Below are 21,281 nucleotides of genomic sequence, written 5' to 3'. Positions count from 1 at the left end.
GTGTCGACAGCCGACCCCGACGCTCCCGTCGTCCCGGTCCCGGCGCGGAGGCGTCGCAAGGAGAAGGGTGCCTTCTTCCGCGTCCTCGCGACTCCGGCGGCACCGCTCTTCGACCTGATGGCCCGGATCGACATCGTCGACGGCGACAAGCTGCCGGCCGAGGGTGCGTTCGTGCTGACCCCGAACCACTACACGAACATCGACCCGGTGGTCGTGGGCCGTGTGATGTGGTCTCTCGGGCGGGTGCCGCGCTTCCTCGCGAAGGCGTCCCTCTTCCGGGTCCCCGTCTTCGGTCGCATGATGCACGCGATGGGGCACATCCCCGTCGAGCGGGCGGGTCGCACCCACGACCACGACCCCCTGGCGGCCGGGCGTCTGCTCGTCGCCCGGGGCGGTGGCGTGATCGTCTACCCCGAGGGCACCCTCACCCGCGACCCCGACCTCTGGCCCATGAAGGGCAAGAGCGGTGCCGTGCGCCTCGCCCTCGCCGCCGGGGTGCCGCTCGTCCCGATGGCGCACTGGGGCAGTCAGCATCTCATGGGTCGCTACTCGAGTCGGCTGCACGCCTTCCCGCGGAAGCGCATCACCGTCGTGATCGGCGACCCCGTCGACCTCTCGGCCTTCCGCGATCGTCCCCTCGACCAGGCCTCGGTCACGGCCGCCACCGCCCTGGTGATGGACGCCGTCACCGAGCTGGTCGAGCGGCTGCGGGGCGAGAAGGCACCCGCCGAACGCTGGAACCCCACCAAGAACCACCAGAAGGAGACAGGCCGCTTTGAGTAGCTCCGAGTCACGCGAAGGCGCCATCGAGGCCCTCGGAGAAGGGGCGGTCACGACCGAGGCGATCTCGATCGTCATGCGCGACTCGATCCCGCGCCGGGTCGCCGTCCTGGGGTCGGGCAGCTGGGGCACGACCTTCGCCAAGGTCCTCGCCGAGGGGGGCGCGGACGTCACGCTCTGGGCCCGCCGTCCCGAGGTGGCCCGCGAGATCACCGAGAGCAAGCGCAACAGCGACTACCTGCCGGGCATCAACCTGCCCCGCACCCTCGTCGCCACCCCCTCGGTCGAACAGGCTCTGGCGGGTGCCGAGCAGGTCTACCTGTCGGTCCCCAGCCAGACGCTCCGCGACAACCTGACCGCCATCCGCGGCATGGTCCCGTCCGGCGTGCCGGTCGTCAGCCTGATGAAGGGCGTCGAGAAGGCCACCGGGTTGCGCATGAGCGAGGTGATCGAGGCCGAGCTCGGCGTCGACCGCGACCTGATCGCCGTCGCGTCGGGGCCCAACCTCGCCCTCGAGATCGCGAAGCGGCAGCCCACGGCCGCGGTCGTGTCGTCGTACAGCCTCGACACGGCGACCCTGGTCGCGGCCACCGCCACCAACCCGTACTTCCGTTCGTTCGTCAACACCGACGTGATCGGTACCGAGTTCGGCGGGGTCCTCAAGAACCTGATCGCCGTCGCCATCGGCATCGTCGACGGCGTGGGGTACGGCGAGAACACCAAGGCCTCGATCATCACGCGCGGGCTGGCCGAGATGACCGCGTTCGCGGTGTCGTTCGGGGCCAAGGCCGAGACCCTCGCCGGTCTCGCCGGCCTGGGCGACCTCATCGCCACGTGCGAGTCGCCCCTCTCGCGCAACAACACCGCGGGACGACTGCTCGGGCAGGGATACGCCTTCGGCGACGTCGTGCGCCAGATGAACCAGACCGCCGAGGGACTGGCCTCGGTCGCTCCGATCCTCGAACTCGCGCGGTCCCGCGGCGTCGACATGCCCATCGTCCAGCAGGTGGCCGAGGTGCTCGCCGGTACACTCGACCCGCGCAACATCGCCCCGCACCTGACCGAGACGGACGAGCCGCAGGGCGAGTGACCGCTGGTCGGCCGTGCCGGGAGGCGTGACGACCAGAGCCCGCCCACCGCGGGTCGGCCCGCGGGCCGTGACACCGACGAAAGGCCCCTCATGGCGAGCACCGAGCCCACCACGACCCCGCGCGTCGCCGCGAACGACGCCTCGTCCGTCGGTGCCTCGACACCCGGGGTGGCGAAGACCGTCGTGGCCGTCCTCTTCGGCGGCCGCTCGAGCGAGCACTCGATCAGCTGCGCGACGGCCGGGGGAGTCCTCTCGGCGATCGACCGCTCCCGCTACGACGTGGTGCCCGTGGGCATCACCGTCGAGGGGGCGTTCACGCTCCAGCCCGACGACGCCGCACGGTTCGAGCTCGACGCCGAGACGCTGCCGACCGTCGTCGACAACGGCACCCGCGTCCACTGGCCCGAGTCGTCCACCACCCGCGAGCTGACCGTCACCGAGCCCGACGGCACGACGCGCCTGCTGGGCGAGGTGGACGTGGTGTTCCCGATCCTGCACGGTCCGTTCGGCGAGGACGGCACGGTGCAGGGCCTGCTCGAGCTGACCGGGCTGCCCTACGTCGGCGCGGGCGTGCTCGCCTCGTCGCTCGGCATGGACAAGCACTTCACCAAGACCGTGCTGCAGGCCGCCGGCGTGGTCGTCGCCCCCTGGCGCACCGTGCGTCGTCGGGACTGGGACGCCGCGCCCGAGCGAGTGGCCGCCGACGTCGAGGCGCTCGGTTACCCGATGTTCGTCAAGCCCGCCCGAGCCGGGTCGAGCGTGGGGGTGTCGCGCGTCGACTCGCCCGCCGGCCTCCCGGCGGCCATGCGGAAGGCCTTCGCCGAGGACCACAAGGTGCTCGTCGAGTCCGCGGTCGTCGGCCGCGAGATCGAGTGCGCCGTGCTCGGCGGACGCGACGGCGCGCCTCCCCGCACCTCGGTCGCGGGCGAGATCGTCCTCGCCGGCGACACGTTCTACGACTTCGAGTCGAAGTACCTCGGCGCCCCCGGGGCCGACCTGGTCTGCCCCGCCGACCTCGCACCCGGTGACCTGACCGAGATGCAGCGTCTCGCCGCTCTGGCCTTCGAGGCCATCGACGGCACGGGCCTCGCCCGCGTCGACTTCTTCCTGACCGACGACGGCTGGGTCGTCAACGAGGTCAACACGATGCCCGGCTTCACGCCCATCTCGATGTTCCCCGCCTGCTGGCTCGCGAGCGGCCTCAGCTACCCGGAGCTGATCGACGAGCTCATCGCCCTCGGCCTCGAGACCGAGCGCTGACGGAACCCGTCCGTCCCGGCCACCGGGCCTACGGCGTGGGTGTCGCCGACGGGTCGTCGGCCGATCCGGCCGAGCCCGGCAGGTCGCCCGCGCCGACGCACTCCTTGCCGTCGTTCGGCAGGTAGCCGACCGAGTCGGCCAGGTCGCGCAGCACGTTGCCGCCGTTGGCCTTGGTGGTGTCGACGATCACCTGCACGCCCGGCTCACGGCCGTACGTGGTGAGGATCGAGGTCTCGGCGTCGTCGGGGTCCTGGTCGACGAGCCAGTCCACGCCCTGGATGTCGTAGCAGGGCAGGTCGGACACGGCGGGCGTCTCGACGCCGCAGTGCAGCAGCACGCTCGTCGGCGAACCCCAGGCGCCGGTCGCCTGCGCGTCGGTCTCGCGGCGGTCCTGACCGTCGTCGACGACCTCGGGCAGGTGGACGGTGACCTGCGCGCAGGCCGGGTCGTTCGCCCCCGCGGCGGGCTGCATCGGGACCGCTTGCGAGCAGCCGACGAGCGTCGTCGCGAGACCGGCCCCGACGAGCACGAGGGCCGGGACGCGAAGGCGGGGACGGAGGCGCGCGGTGAGGCGCGAGGACGGGTTCGACATCGCATCCAGGCTACCGTTCAGCACATGGAACGACGCTCCACGGACCCCCGCCCGGACGACGCCGACACCGTCGAGGGCGTCGGCGAGCTCGCCACCCTCGCCCGCATCCTGCCCCGCCTGCCCCGCGGCGACGACACGCTGCTCGGTCCCGGTGACGACGCCGCCGTCGTCGCGGCGCCCGACGGTCGGTTCGTCGTGACGACCGACCTCATGGTGCACGGACCCGACTTCCGGCGCGCGTGGTCGACGTCGTACGACCTCGGTTGGAAGGCCGCGGCGTCGAACCTGTCCGACGTCGCGGCGATGGGCGCTCGGCCCACGGCGCTGGTGGTCGCCCTCGCGGTGCCCGGCGACACGGGCGTCACCGAACTCGAGGCCTTCGCGGACGGTCTGCGCGCGGGTTGTTCCGTGATGGCCCCGGGCGCGGGGGTCGTCGGCGGCGACCTCTCGGTGTCGCCGACCTTCACGGTCGCGGTGACGGCGTTCGGTGACCTCGAGGGGCGCGCGCCCGTGCGGCGGGACGGGGCGCGCGTCGGCGACGTCGTCGCCGTGTCGGGCGCGCTCGGCCGCTCGGCGCGGGGGCTCGACCTGCTGTTCCGTCTCGGCGTCGACCACGACGGGTCGCCCGACACCGCCGCGGCCGCCGCCCTGCGCGAGCGCGACCCGGACGTCGGCTGGCACCTCGCCCCGACCCCGCCCGTGGCCGACGGCCGCTCGGCGGCGCTGGCAGGGGCGACCGCCATGCTCGACCTGTCCGACGGCCTCGCCCTCGACGCCGGTCGGGTGGCCCGCGCCAGCGGTGTCGTGGTCGACCTGTGGGGCCCTGCCCTCGGCGACGACCCACGGCTCGCGCTCTCGGGTGGTGAGGACCACTCCCTGTTCGCCACGTTCCCGCCCGACGTGGCGTTGCCCGGTGGGTTCCGCGCCGTCGGCACGGTCCGTGACCCGGCAGGAGGCGCGCCCCGCGTCACCGTCGACGGTTCCGAACCCGGCGAGGCCGGCGGGTGGGACCCGTACCGCCTGTGGTCGGGGGCGCAGGGCTGACGAGCCGACCCGCGCCTCCTGCGGGGGGTCAGTCGCGCAGCGCGAACCAGACGGTCGTGTCGCCGTACTGCTTCTTCACGTCGAGGGTGAGGCCCTCGGGCCAGCCCGGTTCGCCGTCGCGCGAGGCGCGTTCGACGACGACGAGGGCCTGCTCGTCGAGCGAGGGCAGCAGGGCCGTGAGGTCGGCGGTGAGGTCGGCGGCCGACAACTCGTAGGGCGGGTCGAAGAAGACGAGGTCGACGAGCGCCGAACCGCCCTCGAGGTAGGACCGCACGGGCTGGGTCACGACGTCGACGCGCGGGGGAGTGCCGCGCGGCGGGCGGGGAGCCCGGGCCAGCACCGACTCGACGTTGCGACGCAGCACCTTCGCGGCGGCCGGGGCCTTCTCGACCAGCACGACCGAGGCGGCTCCTCGCGACGCGGCCTCGAGCCCGAGGCCGCCCGTCCCGGCGTAGAGGTCGAGCACGCGCCGACCCCGGATCTCGTCGCGCGCGTCGAGCGACGAGAACAGCGCCTCGCGGACCCGGTCGCTCGTGGGCCGCGTCCCGACCTTGGGGACGACGAGCGAGAGGTTGTCGGCGAAGCCGGAGATGATGCGGGACATGGGGTCAACCATGCCAGGTCGACGCCCGCCACCCGCCGCCCGTCGGGTTCGAGCATCCCGACAACGCGCGACCGTCGACTCCCGCGCCCGGTCGTCGGACCTGCACAACCGAGTTGTCGCCGCCCGCCCGCGTCGGCAGCATCGGGTCCCATGACCAGCGTCGATCGCACCGTGAGGCCCTCGTTCACCAAGTCGCTGTTCGCGGGGCGCATCGCCTCCGAACTCGCCTTCCCGTACCCGCACATGACGGCGGCCGAGAAGTCCCGGGTCGAGACGGTGTCCGCGTCCGCCCGCGAGGTGCTCGCCGGCTACGACCCGCTGAAGGCGGAACGCGAGGGGTGGATCGGCGACGACCTCGTGCGCGAGCTGGGCGAGCGGGGCCTGATGGGACTCTTCGTCGCCGAGGAGTACGGCGGCCTCGGGCTCGGCCAGAGCGCCTACTGCCGCGTGTACGAGGAGTTCGGTCGGGTCGACGGCACCCTGGCCACGGTGATGGGGGTGCACCAGTCGATCGGCACCAAGCCGCTGCACCTCTTCGGCACCGACGACCAGAAGGCCCGCTGGCTGCCCGACCTGGCGAGCGGCCGCAAGCTCGCGGCGTTCGTGCTCACCGAGCCGAACGTGGGCAGCGACGCCTACGCGCTCGAGACCCGGGCCGAGCGGCAGAGCGACGGCAGCTGGCTCCTGAACGGCGAGAAGCGGTGGATCGGCAACGGCGACAAGGACGTCCTGACGGTCTTCGCGCAGAGCGACCTCGGGCACGTCGCGCTCATCGTCGAGAAGGGCATGGAGGGGCTGAGCGCCGGCCCGCGGTTCGAGACGCACGGCCTCAAGGCCAACCACCTGCAGCGCGTGCACTTCAAGGACGTCCGCGTGCCCGCCGAGAACCTGCTCGGCGAGCCCGGTGACGGCTTCCGCATCGCCGTCAACACGCTCAACAACGGTCGCATGTCGATGGGCACGGCCATCGCGGGCGGCATGAAGCGGTTCCTCGAGCTGAGCCTCGAGCACACGGAGGCGCGGCACCAGTTCGGCAGGCCGCTCGCGGACTTCGAGATGGTCGGTGACAAGCTCGCGTGGATGACCCAGCAGATCTACGGCGTCGAATCGATGTCGTACCTGACCACGGGCCTCGTCGACCGCGGCGACACCGACTTCGCCCTGGAGTCCGCCCTGACCAAGGTCGCGGCGAGCGACACCGGCTGGTACGCCCTCAACCGGGCCGTCCAGCTGCACGGCGGCGAGGCGTACATGGAAGGTCACCCGCTGTCGAAGGCCCTGCGCGACTTCCGCATCTTCCCGATCTTCGAGGGGGCCAACGACGTCCTGCGCGCGTTCGTCGCCCTGAACGGCCTCAAGACGCTCAGCGAGGAGCTGCCCGACGTGGCGTCGCTCCGCATCGGCGACCCCGGGCGGGCGCTCGGGGTGCTCGCGCCGTACGTCGCCGGCCGCGTCCAGCGCCGCATCCGGCCCGAACGGCCGGTCGGGGTCCATCCCGCGCTCGCCAAGCAGGCCGCCGAGCTCGGCGACCAGGTCTCGCGACTGCGCGAGCGCACCGAGGGCGCCTTCCGCAAGCACGGCAAGAAGGTGCAGGAGAAGCAGCTCGTGCAGAAGCGCCTCGCCGACGCGGCGAGCGGCATCTACGCGCAGACCGCCGTCCTGTCCCGCGCCTCGACGGCCCTCCAGGAGGCGCGGGCCGACTCCGACGCGGAGCGTCACCTCGCCGTCGGCTTCTGCAAGCAGTCCGCGCGCGGGGTGGGGCGACAGCTGAGGGCCCTCGAGGTCAACGACGACGGGCACGGGGCCGACCTCGCGAAGGCGACCCGCGCCTCCGGCGGGTACTCCTTCACCCTCTGAGGCCGGGCGGCGCGTCCGCCGGGGGCGGGCGCTGTCGGGGGCGGGCGCTAGCGTGGTGTGCGTGCCCGACTCACCCCTCGACGCGTCGCTGGCCGGGGCCCTCGGCGGCCGGACGGCCACCGCCCTGCAGAAGGCCTTCGGCCTGCGCACGGTCGGCGACCTGCTGACGCACTTCCCTCGGCGCTACGCCCGTCGGGGCGAGCTCACCGCCCTCGACCAGCTGCCGCTCGGCGAGTCCGTCACCATCGTGGCCCAGGTGCTCGACGTCCGTGAACGCACGATGCGGGCCCGGCGCGGGTCGATCCTCGAGGTGCGCATCGGCGACGGCCAGGGCATCCTCACGCTCACCTTCTTCAACCAGGCCTGGCGGGCGAGGGACCTCGTGCCCGGCGCCCGCGGCATCTTCGCGGGCAAGGTCGGCGACTACCGGGGGCTCCGTCAGCTCGCGCACCCCGACTACGAGCTCTTCGACGCCTCGCACGAGGCCGTCGCCGGGGTCGGCGACCAGCAGGCCCAGAAGTGGGCGAAGCAGCCCATCCCGATCTACCCGGCCAGCGCCTCCGTGGCGTCCTGGCAGGTGCAGAAGTCGGTCGAGGTGCTGCTCGACGGACTGCCGCCGATCGACGACGCGGTGCCGGCGTCGGTCCGGTCCGAGCTCGACCTCATGCCCGTGTCCGAGGCGTACGAGCGCATCCACCGGCCCGAGAGCGATCGTGACCACCTCACGGCTCGTGACACCCTGCGGTTCGACGAGGCCTTCGTGCTGCAGAGCGCGCTGCTCCAACAGCGGGCCCTCGTGCGTCGATCGGCCGCGACCCCCCGTCGTGCCGCCCCCGACGGCCTGCTCGCCGTCTTCGACGCGGCCCTGCCGTTCGAGCGGACGGGTGACCAGCGCCTGGTCGGCGACGAGATCACCCGCGACCTCGAGGCCGAGGTGCCCATGAACCGCCTCGTGCAGGGCGAGGTCGGCTCGGGCAAGACCCTCGTCGCCCTCCGGGCGATGCTCGCCGTGGCCGAGAGCGGTGGGCAGTCGGCCCTGCTGGCTCCGACCGAGGTGCTCGCGGCCCAGCACCTGCGGTCGATCACGGCCACCCTCGGGCCCGACCTCGCCGCCCGACTGCGCCCGACCCTGCTGACCGGCCAGATGACGGTGGCCCAGCGCAAGAAGGCACTGCTCTCCATCGTCAGCGGGCAGGCGCACGTCGTGGTGGGCACCCACGCACTGATCAGCGAGGCCGTCGAGTTCTTCGACCTCGGCCTCGTCGTCGTCGACGAGCAGCACCGCTTCGGCGTCGACCAGCGCGAGGCGCTCCGCAAGAAGGGTGCCACGCCGCCGCACGTTCTCGTCCTCACGGCGACGCCGATCCCACGCACCGTGGCCATGACGGTCTTCGGCGACCTCGACGTCTCGACCATCGCCGAGCTGCCGAAGGGCCGTCAGCCGATCGAGTCGTTCGTCGTCCCCCTGGCCGACCACCCGACCTGGGGCGGCCGCATCTGGCAACGTTCGGCCGAAGAGGTCGCGAAGGGGCGACAGGTCTTCGTCGTGTGCCCGGCGATCGACGCGGTGACGGCCGAGCCGGGTGACCCGCCCGACGCCGAGGTCGCGCCCGGTGACGACCCCGACGGTGCCGAGCCCTCCGACGCGCCGGCGCCGGAACGCGCCAGCGTCGAGGGGGTCATGGCCCGGGTGCCCACCATCCCCGTGTTGCAGGGCCTGCGGGTCGAGCCCCTGCACGGCCGCATGTCGTCCGACGAGAAGGACGACGTCATGCGCCGCTTCGCGGCCGGTGACATCGACGTCCTCGTCGCGACGACGGTCGTCGAGGTGGGGGTCGACGTGCCGAACGCCTCGACCATGGTCGTGCTCGACGCCGACCGCTTCGGCGTCTCGCAGCTCCATCAGCTGCGCGGCCGCGTCGGCCGTGGCGGCCACCCGGGCCTCTGCCTGCTCGTCACCCACGCGGCGGCCGACACCGTGGCCCGCGAGCGGGTCGACGCGGTCGCGGCCACACTCGACGGCTTCGAGCTCGCGCAGGTCGACCTCGACCTGCGCCGAGAGGGCGACGTGCTCGGCAACCTCCAGTCGGGTGGCCGCTCGTCGCTCCGGCTGCTGAGGGTCGCCCGCGACGGCGACCTCATCGGACTCGCCCGCGAGCACGCGGCCGAGGTCCTCGACGCCGATCCCCGCCTGGTCGACCACCCCGCCCTCGCCGCCGCCATCGCGCGGCGCCTCGACGACCGGGGCCGCGAGGCCATGGGCAAGAACTGAGCCGGTGGTGACGCGTGACGCGTCCTCGACCCGGTCCTCGCCCTGGGCATCCGTCCGGGGTCGGCGGGCTACAGTGACCGGATGAGCAGGATCGCCGTCGTCCCGGGTTCGTTCGACCCGGTGACCCTCGGTCACGTGGACGTGATCGCCCGGGCCGCCAACATCTTCGACGAGGTCCACGTCCTCGTGGTGCACAACCCCGAGAAGAGCGCGTTGTTGCCCCTGGCGCAGCGGGTCTCGTTGCTCACCGAGTCGCTCCGGGCGGCGGGGCTGCCCGACACCGTCACGGTGCACAGCTGGAGCGTCGGGTTGCTCGTCGACTACTGCACCGAGGTCGGGGCGAGCGTGCTCGTCAAGGGCATCCGCTCGCAGGTCGACGTCGCCTACGAGACCCCGATGGCGATCATGAACCGCAGTCTGGCCGGTGTCGAGACCGTCTTCCTGCTGCCCGATCCCGCCCACGCGCACGTGTCGAGCTCGCTGGTGCGACAGGTGGCCTCGCTCGGCGGCGACGTGTCGCCCTACGTGCCGGCGGCCGTCGCCGCCTACCTCAGCACGACCTGACCCCGACCCCACCCGACGAGGACGCCGCGATGACCACGACCAACGACCCCACCGTCGAGCCCGCCGCCGTCCGGGCGGCCGGCTCCGGTCCCACGATGTCGCTCGACGAGGTCCAGCAGCGGGCACGGGGCGTCCTCGAGGCCGTGGCCACCGTCATCGACGGCAAGGACGGCGCCATCTCGACGGCGCTCACCGTGTTGCTCGCCGAGGGCCACCTGCTGATCGAGGACGTCCCCGGCGTCGGCAAGACCCAGCTCGCCCGGGCGCTCGCCAAGGCCGTCGACGCGACCGTGACCCGCATCCAGTTCACCCCCGACCTGCTGCCGAGCGACATCACGGGCGTCTCGGTCTACGACCGGCAGAGCGGCGGCTTCGAGTTCAAGCCCGGTCCGGTCTTCGCCAACGTCGTCATCGGCGACGAGATCAACCGTGCCTCGCCGAAGACGCAGTCGGCGCTTCTCGAGAGCCTCGAAGAGCGCCAGGTGACTGTCGACGGCATCACGCATCCCCTCCCGTCGCCCTTCCTCGTCGTGGCGACGCAGAACCCCGTCGAGATGGAGGGCACCTACAACCTGCCCGAGGCCCAGCGCGACCGGTTCATGGCCCGCATCTCGCTGGGGTACCCGGACGCCCGCAGCGAGCTGCGCATGCTGCAGCAACGCGAGCGGGTCAGCCCTCTCGACACCCTGCGCCCGCTGGTGTCGCTCGACGAGCTCACGCGCATGATCGCCGCCGTCCGCACCGTCTACACCGCCCAGGCCGTCGAGGAGTACGCCGTGCGGATCGTCCAGGCGACCCGGGTCCACCCCGACGTGCGGCTCGGGGCCAGTCCCCGCGCGACCCTGCAGCTCATGCGCGCGGCGAAGTCCTGGGCCGCGCTCAATGGCCGCGGCTACGTGGTCCCCGACGACGTCGACGCCCTCTCCGGTCCCGTCCTCGGTCACCGGGTGATCCTCGCCGGTCGAGCCGGTGCCGGTGCCGCCTCGGCGGCCTACGACCTCGTGGCCGAGATCGTCGAGCAGACCGCCGTCCCGCTCGGCGACGCGGCCGACGCGCGCTGACCATGGGACGGGGTGGGGTCCCCAGGCCGACCGGCCGTGGCGTCGGCGTGCTCGCCGCCGGGGTGCTGGTCGTGCTCGTGGGCTGGCTGCTCCAGGCCCCCGCCCTCGTCTTCGCCGGCACGACCCTGGTCGTGCTCATCGTGGCCGTCACGATCTCCTTGCTGTTCCGCACGGCCGACGTGCGGGTCACCCGTCGCTTCACTCCCGACCGGGGCGTCGCGGGGTGGTCCGCCGTCGAGACGGTCGCGGTCCTCCCTCGTGGGGGACGGACCTCCGGCACCGTGCGGGTCCGCGAACAGCTGCCGTTCGGACGACTGTCCGATGCCGAGGCCGCAGCCGTCCTGCTGGTGCCGGGCCGCGCCTCCTCGGCGGTCTTCCGCCACCACGACCTGCCGCGCGGCCGACACCGCATCGGCCCGCTGCACGTCGACCTCGTCGAGTCGTACGGCGTGGCCCGTCGACGGGTCGTGGCCGCCGGCGTGGCGGAGTTCGTCGTGGTGCCCGAGGTCGTCGAGGTGGGACTCGGCCGCGAGTCCCGTGCGCTGGGCGACGGGTCGAGGCGCCAGCGCGAGCACAGCCTGGCTGGCGGCGAGGACGATCCGGTCACCCGCGAGTACCGCCGGGGCGATCCGATGCGACGGGTGCACTGGAAGGCCACGGCGCGGCACGGCGAGCTCATGGTCCGGCAAGAAGAGCAGCACGGCCTGCCGAGTGCGCGGGTCGTCATCGCCGTCGCGGCCGAGGGATGGCCGGACGCCCGTCCGACCCTGCCCCCGACGAGCAGGGTCGGGGTCAGGGCGGCGACGGCCGCGATTCCTCTCGTCAGCGACGCCTTCGAATGGGCGGTGTCGTTCGCCGCGACGGTCGCGGTCGAGGTGGGCCACGCGGGCTCGGCGACCCTGCTGACGACACCCGGCGGCACGCTCGTCGCCCGGCACGATCCCGACTCGACCACGATGTTCCTCGACGACCTCGCCGACCTGCGGCTCGACGACGCGCCCGGGGCGCCCGCTCCGGCCCCGTCACCCCGGGAGCCCGTCGTGGCGGTCGTCTCCGGGCTGGGCCGACCCGACCTCGACCTGCTCGTCGCCTCGAGGGCCCCCGGATCGTCGGCGGTCGCGGTCGTCGTCACGGCCGCGCTGCCCCTCGGCGCCGGCCTGACCTCGCGACCCACCCGCCCCGCCGACGGTCGTGCTCGGGCCGACGACCGCGTGCTGACCCCCGACGAGGTCGCCGGTGCGCTGCGTGACTCGGGCTGGCGGGTCGTCGAGACCGACTCGAGCGTCGACGTCGGCCGCCTGATCACGACGTCGGGAGTCCTCGATGACTGAGTCGCCGACCCGCACGGGGTTCTTCGGTGCCGAGCCCGCGGGCGCCGTCCGCGGGCAGACCACGGCCCTGCTCTGGCTCGTGCTCGTCCTGTCGCTCGCGAGCCTGCACCCCGTCTTCGTCGGGATCGGCTGGTGGGTGGCCGGGGCCGTGGTGGCCGCCGTCGTGCTGGGCGGTTCCCTCGTCGTGCGGGCGCTGGGGGGCGCCTCCTGGCTGGGCGTCGTCGGTGGAGCGGTGCTGGGCGCCCTCGTCACGACGGCCTTCGCCTCGGGCGGCACGGCCCTGCTGGGCGTCGTGCCGACGGGGTCCACCTTCGCGCGCCTCCCCGAGCTGTCCGCGCAGGCGAACGCGGCGATCGTCGAGGGCTCGGCCCCCGTCGAGGTCAACGACGGCCTGCTGGTCACGGTCGCCCTCTCGGTGCTCGTCGTCGCCGTCGTCACCGACCTGCTGTCGTCGGTGGGGCAGCTGCCGGTCGTGACCGGAGTCTTCCCCGCCCTCGTGCTGGCGGTGCCGACCTTCGTCCCGGGCGTCGTCACGAGCTGGCCCTGGGTGGTGGCCACCGTGCTGGCCTTCCTGGTGCTGCTGATGGTGTCCACCGGCCGACGACCCTCGCGCGCCGGCCTCGTCGGAGCCGCCGCGTCGGTCGCCGTGGCGGGGTTGCTGACGGCCGTCGTCCCGCTCACGGGCGTGGCGCCGTTGACCGGTTCGGGCACCGGGACCGGACTCGCGACCGGCGTCAACCCGATCATCGACCTCGGCGACGACCTCCGGCGGGGGGCCCCGGTCACCGTCCTGTCGTACCGGACGGACGACCCGCAGGGCAACTACCTCAAGCTCGTCGACCTCGTCGACTTCTCGGGCCGCACCTGGAGCCCCGCCGACGTGCCGCTCGACCCGCTCAACACGCTCGACGCGCTGCCCGACGCTCCCGGCATCGACCCCGGCACCGCTCGACGCGACGTCACGACCGACGTCACGATCGGGGCGCTCCGCAGCCCGTACCTGCCCGTGCCGGTGCCGCCCGCGACCATCGAGGGCCTGGACGACGGGTGGCGGTTCATCGACGAGAGCGGCGTCACCGTCCGCAGCGATTCCGAGGGCACGCAGGGCCTCGAGTACGAGGTGACGAGCCGGCCCGTCGATCCCAGCCCCGAGCAGGTCGTCGCCTCGCTCGACGACACGGGGCCCGACATGGCGCCCTATCTCTCGGTGGACGAGGTGCCGCAGTCCGTCACCGACCTCGCGGCGCAGGTGACGGCCGGTTCCGCGAACCCCTTCGACGCGGCCGTCGAGCTGCAGGACTTCTTCCGCGACGGCGACTTCACCTACTCGGAGGACACCCCGGTCGAGCGCGGCTACGACGGCAGCGGCCTCGACGCGATCGAGACGTTCCTGCAGGTCCGCAGCGGGTACTGCGTGCACTTCGCCTCGGCGATGGCCGTCATGGCGCGGACGCTGGGCATCCCGTCGCGGGTGGCCGTGGGCTTCCTGCCGGGCGACCTGCAGGGCGTCGGCGACGACGCCGCGTTCCGGGTCAGCAGCGACGACCTGCACACCTGGCCCGAGCTGTACTTCGCCGGACTCGGGTGGGTCCCCTTCGAGCCGACCGTCGGCCTCGGCGCACCGCAGCAGTACCTGCAGCAGACCGGCGTCGAACCGAGCGACGTCCCGAGCGACGACGCCAGCACCGCGCCCGACGCGAGCACGGCGCCCTCGGCGTCGGCCGCCCCGACGAGCGCGGCCCCGGGTGCGAGTGCCACGCCGACGTCCACCGCCTCCGGCCAGGGAGCCGGCGGCGGTCCCGTGCCGACGATCGCCCTGTCGGTGCTCGCGGCGCTCGCGCTGGCGGCCCTCGTCGTCCCCTCGGGGCTGCGGGCCGGTCGCCGTCGCCGCCGCCTGTCGGCGTCGCCTCCCGACCTGGCCCTGCACGCCTGGCACGAGGTGGTCGACACCGCTCGGGACCTCGGCGTCCCTGTGACGGCCGCGATGACCCCTCCGGCCGTCGTCGACCTGCTGGCGCAGCGACTGGCGGCTCTCGGCGACGGTGCCGCGGCGACGACGTCACACGCACCGTCCGCCGGCCGGACGGCGACGGCCCAGGAGGCGCGGGCCGCGTCCGTCGCGCTGCTGGACGCCCTGCAGGCCGAGCGCTTCGGAGCCGAACCGGCCGCCCGACAGGTGCAGGCGGACGCGCGTCGGGTCATCGCCGGGCTCCGTGCCTCGTCGTCCGTGGGGCAGCGTCTCACCGCCACGATCGCGCCGCGATCGCTCGTCGGGGGTACGGAGGCGGCGTCCGGCTCGACGGCGTAAACTCTTCGTTCGTGCCTCATTTCACCCAGACCCCCTACACCGTCCCGGTGTTCGACCTCGTGCACCGTCCGGGCGAGATGCGCGAGCACGAGCTCGACGTCGTCGTGCCCGAGAAACTCGGCGAGGGCCAGATCTCGGTGCCGAAGGGTGCCGAGATCGCGATCGACGTCAAGCTCGAGGGGCTGCACGACGGCATCCTGGTGTCCGCACACGTGTCGGGCACGGCGGTCGGCGAGTGCAGCCGGTGCCTCCGTGACATCTCCGAGCCCGTCGAAGTCGATTTCGCCGAGCTTTTCGCGTACGATGTCGACGAAGCTTTTGACTATCAGGTTCAAGACGATCACGTGGATCTTGAACCCGTGGTCAGAGACGCAGTGGTTCTGTCACTGCCCTTCCAGCCGGTCTGTCGGCCGGATTGTCCGGGCCTCGACCCCGAAACGGGCGAGCGCGTGGACGACATCCCCGACTACCAGCCCCGCGAGATCGCCGACCCCCGCTGGTCGGCACTGGCAGGGTTCCAGGCTGAATCGGCACCCGCCGACGGCACGTCACAGGGCACCGGTCACGACGACCAGCGCCCGGCCGACGAGCAGCACTGAACACCACCGCGTCACCCACCATCGTCAGACCCAGGCACCCGCGAGGGTGCCGACAGAGAGAAGAGAAACCCATGGCCGTCCCGAAGCGCAAGCAGTCACGCTCCAACACGCACGCTCGTCGTTCGCAGTGGAAGGCCACGCCGGTCCAGCTCGTCAAGACGATCGAGAACGGCAAGGTCACCTACAGCCTCCCGCACCGTGCCAAGGTCGTCGAGGACAGCGCCGGCACCGCCCTGTACATGGAGTACAAGGGCCGCAAGGTCGCCGACGTCTGATCACCGACGTGAACCCGTCCACCCTCGCGGTGAGCGCATGAGTCAGCCCGAGTCGAGCCCTGGTGCCGACCGGGCTGTTCTCTTGTCCCGACTGCAGATCGAGCTCAGCGACGACCTGATCGACCAGGCGCTGACGCACCGGTCGTACTCGTACGAGCACGGCGGCGTCGGCAACAACGAGCGCCTCGAGTTCCTCGGCGACTCGATCCTGGGCCAGGCCGTCACGGTCATGCTCTTCACCGAGAACCCCGACCTCGACGAGGGCGACCTCGCCAAGCGTCGGGCCAGCCTGGTCAGCACCGTCGCCCTGGCCGAGGTGGCGCGGATCATCGGCCTCGGCCCGCACCTGCGCCTCGGTCGCGGCGAAGAGCTGACCGGTGGTCGCGACAAGCACTCGATCCTGGCCGACACGGTCGAGGCCATCATCGGGGCGACTTACCTCGAGGCCGGCGGTGAAGCCGCCACGGCGCTCGTCCTGCGTCTCGTGGCCCCTCTGCTCGTCGACCCGGATCGATTCGGCGCCGCCATGGACCCCAAGACCAGCCTGCAAGAACTCGCGGCGACCCTCGGCCGGGGCATGCCCTCGTACTCGGTGACCGACAGCGGGCCCGACCACGACAAGCGGTTCCACGCCGTCGTCGCCCTGGGCGACGACCAAGGAGTCGCCGAGGGGTCCGGCAGCAGCAAGAAGCAGGCCGAGATGGCCGCCGCCCTCGGGGCGTGGACGTCCCTCAACGCGTCGGCTGCCGGCGTCGCCGCCGCCCGTCGGGCCGCCGCCTCCGTCGACTGACCGTGCCCGAACTGCCCGAGGTCGAGGTCGTCCGCGCCGGTCTGCACCCGGTGGTGTCCGGCGCCGTGGTGACGGCCGTCGAGGTGCTCGACCAGCGGTCGCTCAAGCGGCACCGTGGCCCGAGCGACGACTTCGTCGACCGGCTCGTCGGGGGCACGATCGATTCGGCCGTCCGTAGGGGGAAGTTCCTCTGGTTCCCCTTCGAACCGGTCGAGCGGCACGAGCGACCCCTGGCCCTGGTCGCGCATCTCGGCATGAGCGGGCAGGTCTTGCTCCGCAGCCGGGATGCCGAGCCCGACCGCCTGATGCGCATCCGGCTCGACGTCGAGAGCCCGTCGCTCGGCCCCGTGCGGCTCGCCTTCGTCGACCAGCGCATCTTCGGCTCGATGGCCCTCGACGAGACGGTGCCCACCCTGGACGGGCGCGCGGCGGGGTTCGCCGGCCCGCGACTCCTGGGTTCCGACGTCCTGGCCGCGGGGGAGGCCACACCCGGCACCACGGCCGTCGGCACCGACGCCGACCCGGCCGCCTGGGTGCGCCGCGTCCCGCAGCAGGTCTCGCACATCGCGCGCGACCCGCTCGACCCCGCCTTCGACGAAGCGCGGGTGATCACCCGTCTGCTGGACCGCCGCACGGCGGTGAAGCGGGCGCTCCTCGACCAGGGTCTGCTGAGCGGGGTGGGCAACATCTACGCCGACGAGAGCCTCTGGGCCGCGCGGGTGCACCCCGAACAGCCCACCGAGTCGTTGTCGAGGGCTCGGGCGCGGGTGCTGCTGGCCGAGGTGCGGGTCGTGTTGCTCAAGGCCCTCGGCGAGGGGGGCACGAGCTTCGACGCCCAGTACGTCAACGTCAACGGCCAGTCGGGCTACTTCAGCCACAGCCTCGCGGCGTACGGGCAGCAGGGGCGTCCGTGCCCACGGTGCGGCACGCTCATCGTGCGCGAGGCCTTCATGAACCGGTCGAGTCACTTCTGCCCCCGCTGCCAGCGGGTGCGCACGCGCTGAACCCCGACGGCCGAGGGCGTCCGCCTCCCCGGTCCGCGGCGCCTCCGCCCCTATCCTTGAGCGCGGGTCACCACCCGTCACGAGTCCCGAGGAGGCGCGGCGCATGTACCTGAAGAGCCTCACGCTCAAGGGCTTCAAGTCGTTCGCCTCCGCGACCACGTTCGCCTTCGAGCCGGGGGTCACCTGCGTCGTCGGCCCGAACGGTTCGGGCAAGAGCAACGTCGTCGACGCCCTCGCCTGGGTGATGGGCGAGCAGGGGGCGAAGAACCTGCGCGGCGGCAAGATGGAGGACGTCATCTTCGCCGGCACGTCGACCCGTGGGCCGCTCGGTCGGGCCCAGGTCGTGCTGACGATCGACAACTCCGACGGGGCCCTGCCCATCGACTACACCGAGGTGACGATCAGTCGGACGCTCTTCCGCAACGGGGGCAGCGAGTACGCCATCAACGGCGAGGGCTGTCGACTGCTCGACGTGCAAGAGCTCCTCAGCGACTCCGGCCTCGGCCGCGAGATGCACGTCATCGTGGGGCAGGGGCAGCTCGACGCCGTGTTGCGCGCCACTCCCGAGGACCGCCGGGGCTTCGTCGAGGAGGCCGCCGGCATCCTCAAGCACCGTCGTCGCAAGGAGAAGACCCTCCGCAAGCTCGAGGCCATGCAGACGAACCTCACGCGCCTCAGCGATCTCGCGGGCGAGATCCGCCGCCAGCTCAAGCCGCTCGGGCGCCAGGCCGAGATCGCCCGTGAGGCGCAGACCATCGCGGCGGTCGTCCGCGACGCCCGCGCCCGTCTGCTGGCCGACGAGGTCGTCGCCCTCCGCGAGTCGCTCACGGCCCGGTCGAGCAGCGAGGCCGAGCGCAAGAGCGAGCGCCTCGTCCTGCAGGGCCGCCTGGACGAGAACAAGCAGCGCGAGCACCGCCTCGAGCAGGCCATGGTCGGCGACGCCGTCGACGAGGCCCGTCGGGTCGTCTTCGGACTCGAGTCGGTCCACGAGCGCCTGCGCAGCCTGTCGAGCCTCGCGCAGCAGCGACTCCAGCTGCTCGCCCAGCAGGGGGACCGACCCGCCGTGGCGACCACCGTCAGCTCGGGCATGGTCGCCGACGCCCGCGACGAGGCCGAGCGCCTGCGCGGCGACGTCTCGCAGGCCGAGGCGGCGGTGGGGCAGGCCGGGGCCGACCTGGCCACGGCCCGGGCCTCCCTCGACGCCCTCGACGTCGAGATCCAGGCCCAGAGCGTCCTCGTCTCGCAGCACGACCTCGAGGCGACCCGCCTGCGCGGCGCCCTCGAGGCGGCACGGTCGGGGCTCGCGGCCGTCCGGGGCGAGCAGCTGCGGCAGCGCGCGGCACTCGAGGCCGCCGAGGCGCGTCGCGACGCCGGGCGGGCCGAGTACGCCGAGCTCGAGCAGCGGTCCCCGCGGGCCGACGCCGACGGCGTCGACCACGCCGCCGTCCAGGCCGAGGCCGAAGAACAGCTGTCGACCCTCACGGCGAGCGTCGACGAGCAGCGCGACCGCCTGCACGCGGCCGAGCGTGAGCGCGACGCCCTCGCGGCCCGCCGCAGCGCGCTCTCGTTGGCCCTCGACCAGAACGACGCCACGGCCGCCCTGGTCGCCGCGGGCCGACCGGGCATCCGCGGCCTGGTGGCCGAGCACGTCCAGGTGAGTCCCGGTTACGAGGCCGCCGTCGCGGCGGCGCTCGGCAGCGTGGTCGACTCGGTGCTGGCCGACGACGTCGAGGCCGCGGTCCACGCGGTCGCGCACGCCACCGAGGCCGAGCTCGGTCGGGTCGAGGTCGTCGTGGCCGAGCCCGAGCGGCCCCGGTCGACGCTCGACGTCGACCTCCCGGCCGGGACCGTCGCCGCCACGGCCGTCGTCACCGCGCCTCCCGGGGTGCTCGGACTGCTGGCCGCCACCATCGTGGCCGACGACCTCGCGGTCGCTCGCTCGGCCTGGCGGGCACTCGCCGGCCACCCGGTCCCCGTGACCGTCATCACGCGGGCCGGCGAGGTGCTGACCGACTACGTGCTGCGCGGCGGGTCGGGCGTCGAGCGGTCGCGTCTCGAGCTCGTCGCCGAGCGTGATGCGGCCGCCGAGCGGCTCACCGGCGTGGCCACCGAGATCGAGCGGCTCGCTCCCGGGCTCGCCGAGCTCCGGGAACGGCTCGCCACGACGCGCACCCGAGCGAAGGAGGCAGCGGCCGCCGCCCGGGACGAGGAGGCGCGGGTCACCTCCCACGGGCAGCAGCTCGGTCGTCTGCGTGCCCGGGTCGAGGCCGCCGAGGCCGAGGTCGATCGGCTCTCGGTCGCGCTCGACGCGTCGGTCGAGGCCGTCGACGCCGCGAGCCGCGCCGTCGACGCCGCGGCGGCCGCCCACGACGAACACGCCGCCCGCCCGCGTCCACTGCTCGACGCGTCGGCGCGCGACGGCCTGCTGGCCGAGGTCGAGACGGCGCGCGCCGTCGAGACCGAGCGCCGCATCGCCCTCGAGACCGTCCGCGAACGGGTCCGGGCCGAGATCGCCCGCGCCGAGGCCCTGCAGCGTCAACTCGACGAGCAACGGGCGGCCGCCGAACTCCAGGCCCGTCAGACGGTGGTGCGGCATCGCCAGATGGCCGCCACGTCGTCGGTGCTCGAGGCCCTGCCGCCGACCCTGGACGCCGCGGCCCGGTCGGTGGCCGAGGCGCGCGCGGTCCTGGCGGAGGCCGAGGCGGCCCGGACCGAGCAGAACACCGAGCTGCAGGCGCTCCGCAGAGCCGAGCGCGAGCTGCGCGACCGGCTCGCCACCGTGACCGAGAGCGTGCACGGCCTCGAGATGGAGATCTACGAGAAGACGCTGCACCTGTCCGGGCTGCTCGAACGGGCCGGCTCCGAGCTCGGCCTCGTCGAGGACGTCCTCGTCGCCGAGTACGGACCGCACGTGCTCGTGCCGAGCGACGACGAGGTCGCGACCCGCCCGTCCGTGGACGACGAGGTCGACCTGGTCGACGTCGACGCCGCGGGCGAGGACGACGTCGCGGGCGAGGACGACGCCGCGGGGGAGGGCACTGGCCGTGCCGCCCGGGGAGCCGACGGTGCCGCCGACCTCGACGACGCGACCCTCGCCCTCGCCGGGGCCGCCACCGCGCCTCCTCGGGGCGTGCCCTTCGACCGGGCGACGCAGCAGCGCCGGCTCGCCGTGGCCGAGAAGAAGCTTGCCCGGCTCGGCCGGGTGAACCCCCTGGCCCTCGAAGAGTTCGCGGCGCTCGAGCAGCGCCATCTCTTCCTGACCGAGCAGCTCACCGACCTGACCGGCACGCGCGCGGACCTGCTGACGATCATCGACGAGATCGACGACAAGATGCAGACCATCTTCGCGAGCGCGTTCGCCGACACCCAGGCGGCCTTCGACCGGGTCTTCCCGATCCTCTTCCCCGGGGGCAGCGGTTCGCTCCACCTGACCGACCCCGACGACCTGCTGGCGACCGGGATCGAGGTGACGGTGAAGCCTGCCGGCAAGAAGATCGAGAGGCTGTCGCTGCTGTCCGGTGGCGAGCGGTCGTTGGCCGCCGTGGCGTTGCTGATCGCGATCTTCAAGGCCCGGCCGAGCCCGTTCTACATCATGGACGAGGTCGAGGCGGCCCTGGACGACGCCAACCTCGGCCGGTTGCTGACGATCTTCGAGGACCTCCGCGAGTCGAGCCAACTGATCGTCATCACGCATCAGAAGCGCACGATGGAGATCGCCGACGCCCTCTACGGCGTCTCGATGCGTCAGGACGGGGTCAGCGCCGTCGTCGGCCAGCGCGTCGTCGCCGAGCGCGGCACCGCCGCGGGCCCCACGGACGAGCGCGGCATCGCCGACGCCTCCTGAACCCCG

Annotated in this window: 17 protein-coding genes; 15 read left to right on the top strand and 2 right to left on the bottom strand. The window is 73.1% G+C overall.

Annotation, left to right across the window (positions count from 1 at the left end):
- From ACVJ1F_RS08290 to ACVJ1F_RS08280, 3 genes are all read left to right on the top strand, one after another.
- Nucleotides 1–783 carry a lysophospholipid acyltransferase family protein gene (locus ACVJ1F_RS08290; RefSeq protein ID WP_233568353.1) on the top strand — a complete coding sequence of 261 codons (783 nt, stop codon included), beginning with the start codon at nt 1–3 and terminating at the stop codon, nt 781–783.
- Nucleotides 784–856: 73 nt separating this feature from the next.
- Entirely contained in the window at nt 857–1,870 is a 1,014-nt protein-coding gene (locus tag ACVJ1F_RS08285; protein ID WP_277958990.1) for an NAD(P)H-dependent glycerol-3-phosphate dehydrogenase, read from the top strand.
- A gap of 168 nt (nt 1,871–2,038) precedes the next feature.
- Complete coding sequence (locus ACVJ1F_RS08280) at nt 2,039–3,130, top strand: D-alanine--D-alanine ligase family protein (RefSeq protein ID WP_456885657.1); 1,092 nt, start codon at nt 2,039–2,041, stop codon at nt 3,128–3,130.
- A 28-nt stretch (nt 3,131–3,158) separates the two neighbouring features.
- On the opposite strand, the gene ACVJ1F_RS08275 is transcribed toward ACVJ1F_RS08280, so the two are convergent.
- On the bottom strand, nt 3,159–3,722 hold the full coding sequence (locus tag ACVJ1F_RS08275; protein WP_056046223.1) for a DUF3515 family protein: 564 nt from the start codon (nt 3,720–3,722) through the stop codon (nt 3,159–3,161).
- Nucleotides 3,723–3,746: 24 nt separating this feature from the next.
- Here ACVJ1F_RS08275 and thiL point away from each other — a divergent pair, with 24 nt between their 5' ends.
- Complete coding sequence (gene thiL / locus ACVJ1F_RS08270; protein WP_159826257.1) at nt 3,747–4,766, top strand: thiamine-phosphate kinase; 1,020 nt, start codon at nt 3,747–3,749, stop codon at nt 4,764–4,766.
- Between the two features lie 28 nt (nt 4,767–4,794).
- Here the strand turns inward: thiL and rsmD are convergent, their stop codons facing one another.
- Nucleotides 4,795–5,370 (bottom strand): 16S rRNA (guanine(966)-N(2))-methyltransferase RsmD, encoded by a 576-nt coding sequence (gene rsmD, locus ACVJ1F_RS08265; protein ID WP_043593946.1) that lies wholly within the window; start codon nt 5,368–5,370, stop codon nt 4,795–4,797.
- A 150-nt stretch (nt 5,371–5,520) separates the two neighbouring features.
- Between rsmD and ACVJ1F_RS08260 the strand changes: the two genes are divergently transcribed.
- The 11 genes from ACVJ1F_RS08260 (at nt 5,521) to ACVJ1F_RS08210 (ending at nt 21,275) form a co-directional block, all read left to right on the top strand.
- Complete coding sequence (locus ACVJ1F_RS08260) at nt 5,521–7,227, top strand: acyl-CoA dehydrogenase family protein (RefSeq protein ID WP_456885586.1); 1,707 nt, start codon at nt 5,521–5,523, stop codon at nt 7,225–7,227.
- Nucleotides 7,228–7,288: 61 nt separating this feature from the next.
- A complete protein-coding gene (locus ACVJ1F_RS08255; RefSeq protein WP_456885585.1) occupies nt 7,289–9,499 on the top strand; it encodes an ATP-dependent DNA helicase RecG in 2,211 nt (736 codons plus the stop codon).
- Between the two features lie 81 nt (nt 9,500–9,580).
- Nucleotides 9,581–10,063 (top strand): pantetheine-phosphate adenylyltransferase, encoded by a 483-nt coding sequence (coaD, locus tag ACVJ1F_RS08250; RefSeq protein ID WP_056046215.1) that lies wholly within the window; start codon nt 9,581–9,583, stop codon nt 10,061–10,063.
- 29 nt (nt 10,064–10,092) lie between these two features.
- Nucleotides 10,093–11,124 carry an AAA family ATPase gene (locus tag ACVJ1F_RS08245; RefSeq protein WP_369794384.1) on the top strand — a complete coding sequence of 344 codons (1,032 nt, stop codon included), beginning with the start codon at nt 10,093–10,095 and terminating at the stop codon, nt 11,122–11,124.
- Between the two features lie 2 nt (nt 11,125–11,126).
- Nucleotides 11,127–12,455: a DUF58 domain-containing protein gene (locus ACVJ1F_RS08240; protein WP_123570360.1), complete on the top strand. Its 1,329-nt coding sequence runs from the start codon at nt 11,127–11,129 to the stop codon at nt 12,453–12,455.
- Nucleotides 12,448–14,763, top strand: a complete 2,316-nt coding sequence (locus tag ACVJ1F_RS08235; RefSeq protein ID WP_456885584.1) for a transglutaminase family protein — start codon at nt 12,448–12,450, stop codon at nt 14,761–14,763. Before ACVJ1F_RS08240 ends, ACVJ1F_RS08235 begins: the two co-directional genes overlap by 8 nt.
- A 77-nt stretch (nt 14,764–14,840) precedes the next feature.
- Complete coding sequence (locus ACVJ1F_RS08230) at nt 14,841–15,362, top strand: YceD family protein (RefSeq protein WP_082452364.1); 522 nt, start codon at nt 14,841–14,843, stop codon at nt 15,360–15,362.
- Between the two features lie 71 nt (nt 15,363–15,433).
- Nucleotides 15,434–15,637: a 50S ribosomal protein L32 gene (rpmF, locus tag ACVJ1F_RS08225; protein ID WP_043593937.1), complete on the top strand. Its 204-nt coding sequence runs from the start codon at nt 15,434–15,436 to the stop codon at nt 15,635–15,637.
- Nucleotides 15,638–15,674: 37 nt separating this feature from the next.
- Complete coding sequence (rnc, locus tag ACVJ1F_RS08220; RefSeq protein WP_056046210.1) at nt 15,675–16,427, top strand: ribonuclease III; 753 nt, start codon at nt 15,675–15,677, stop codon at nt 16,425–16,427.
- 2 nt (nt 16,428–16,429) lie between these two features.
- Nucleotides 16,430–17,431, top strand: a complete 1,002-nt coding sequence (locus tag ACVJ1F_RS08215) for an Fpg/Nei family DNA glycosylase (RefSeq protein WP_456885583.1) — start codon at nt 16,430–16,432, stop codon at nt 17,429–17,431.
- Nucleotides 17,432–17,534: 103 nt separating this feature from the next.
- Nucleotides 17,535–21,275 (top strand): chromosome segregation SMC family protein, encoded by a 3,741-nt coding sequence (locus ACVJ1F_RS08210; protein WP_456885582.1) that lies wholly within the window; start codon nt 17,535–17,537, stop codon nt 21,273–21,275.
- The last annotated feature ends 6 nt before the right edge of the window (nt 21,276–21,281 follow it).

It is taken from the genome of Frigoribacterium sp. 2355, from assembly GCF_054060695.1.
This window is presented reverse-complemented; position numbering and strand designations above follow the sequence as displayed.

Excerpts from the sequence above, each read along its gene's own strand:
- ACVJ1F_RS08285 (WP_277958990.1), top strand. The coding sequence starts at position 857 with ATGCGCGACTCGATCCCGCGCCGGGTCGCCGTCCTGGGGTCGGGCAGC.
- ACVJ1F_RS08275 (WP_056046223.1), bottom strand. The coding sequence starts at position 3,722 with ATGTCGAACCCGTCCTCGCGCCTCACCGCGCGCCTCCGTCCCCGCCTT.
- thiL (WP_159826257.1), top strand. The coding sequence starts at position 3,747 with ATGGAACGACGCTCCACGGACCCCCGCCCGGACGACGCCGACACCGTC.
- rsmD (WP_043593946.1), bottom strand. The coding sequence starts at position 5,370 with ATGTCCCGCATCATCTCCGGCTTCGCCGACAACCTCTCGCTCGTCGTC.
- ACVJ1F_RS08260 (WP_456885586.1), top strand. The coding sequence starts at position 5,521 with ATGACCAGCGTCGATCGCACCGTGAGGCCCTCGTTCACCAAGTCGCTG.
- coaD (WP_056046215.1), top strand. The coding sequence starts at position 9,581 with ATGAGCAGGATCGCCGTCGTCCCGGGTTCGTTCGACCCGGTGACCCTC.
- ACVJ1F_RS08245 (WP_369794384.1), top strand. The coding sequence starts at position 10,093 with ATGACCACGACCAACGACCCCACCGTCGAGCCCGCCGCCGTCCGGGCG.
- ACVJ1F_RS08240 (WP_123570360.1), top strand. The coding sequence starts at position 11,127 with ATGGGACGGGGTGGGGTCCCCAGGCCGACCGGCCGTGGCGTCGGCGTG.
- ACVJ1F_RS08235 (WP_456885584.1), top strand. The coding sequence starts at position 12,448 with ATGACTGAGTCGCCGACCCGCACGGGGTTCTTCGGTGCCGAGCCCGCG.
- ACVJ1F_RS08230 (WP_082452364.1), top strand. The coding sequence starts at position 14,841 with ATGCGCGAGCACGAGCTCGACGTCGTCGTGCCCGAGAAACTCGGCGAG.
- rpmF (WP_043593937.1), top strand. The coding sequence starts at position 15,434 with ATGGCCGTCCCGAAGCGCAAGCAGTCACGCTCCAACACGCACGCTCGT.
- rnc (WP_056046210.1), top strand. The coding sequence starts at position 15,675 with ATGAGTCAGCCCGAGTCGAGCCCTGGTGCCGACCGGGCTGTTCTCTTG.
- ACVJ1F_RS08210 (WP_456885582.1), top strand. The coding sequence starts at position 17,535 with ATGTACCTGAAGAGCCTCACGCTCAAGGGCTTCAAGTCGTTCGCCTCC.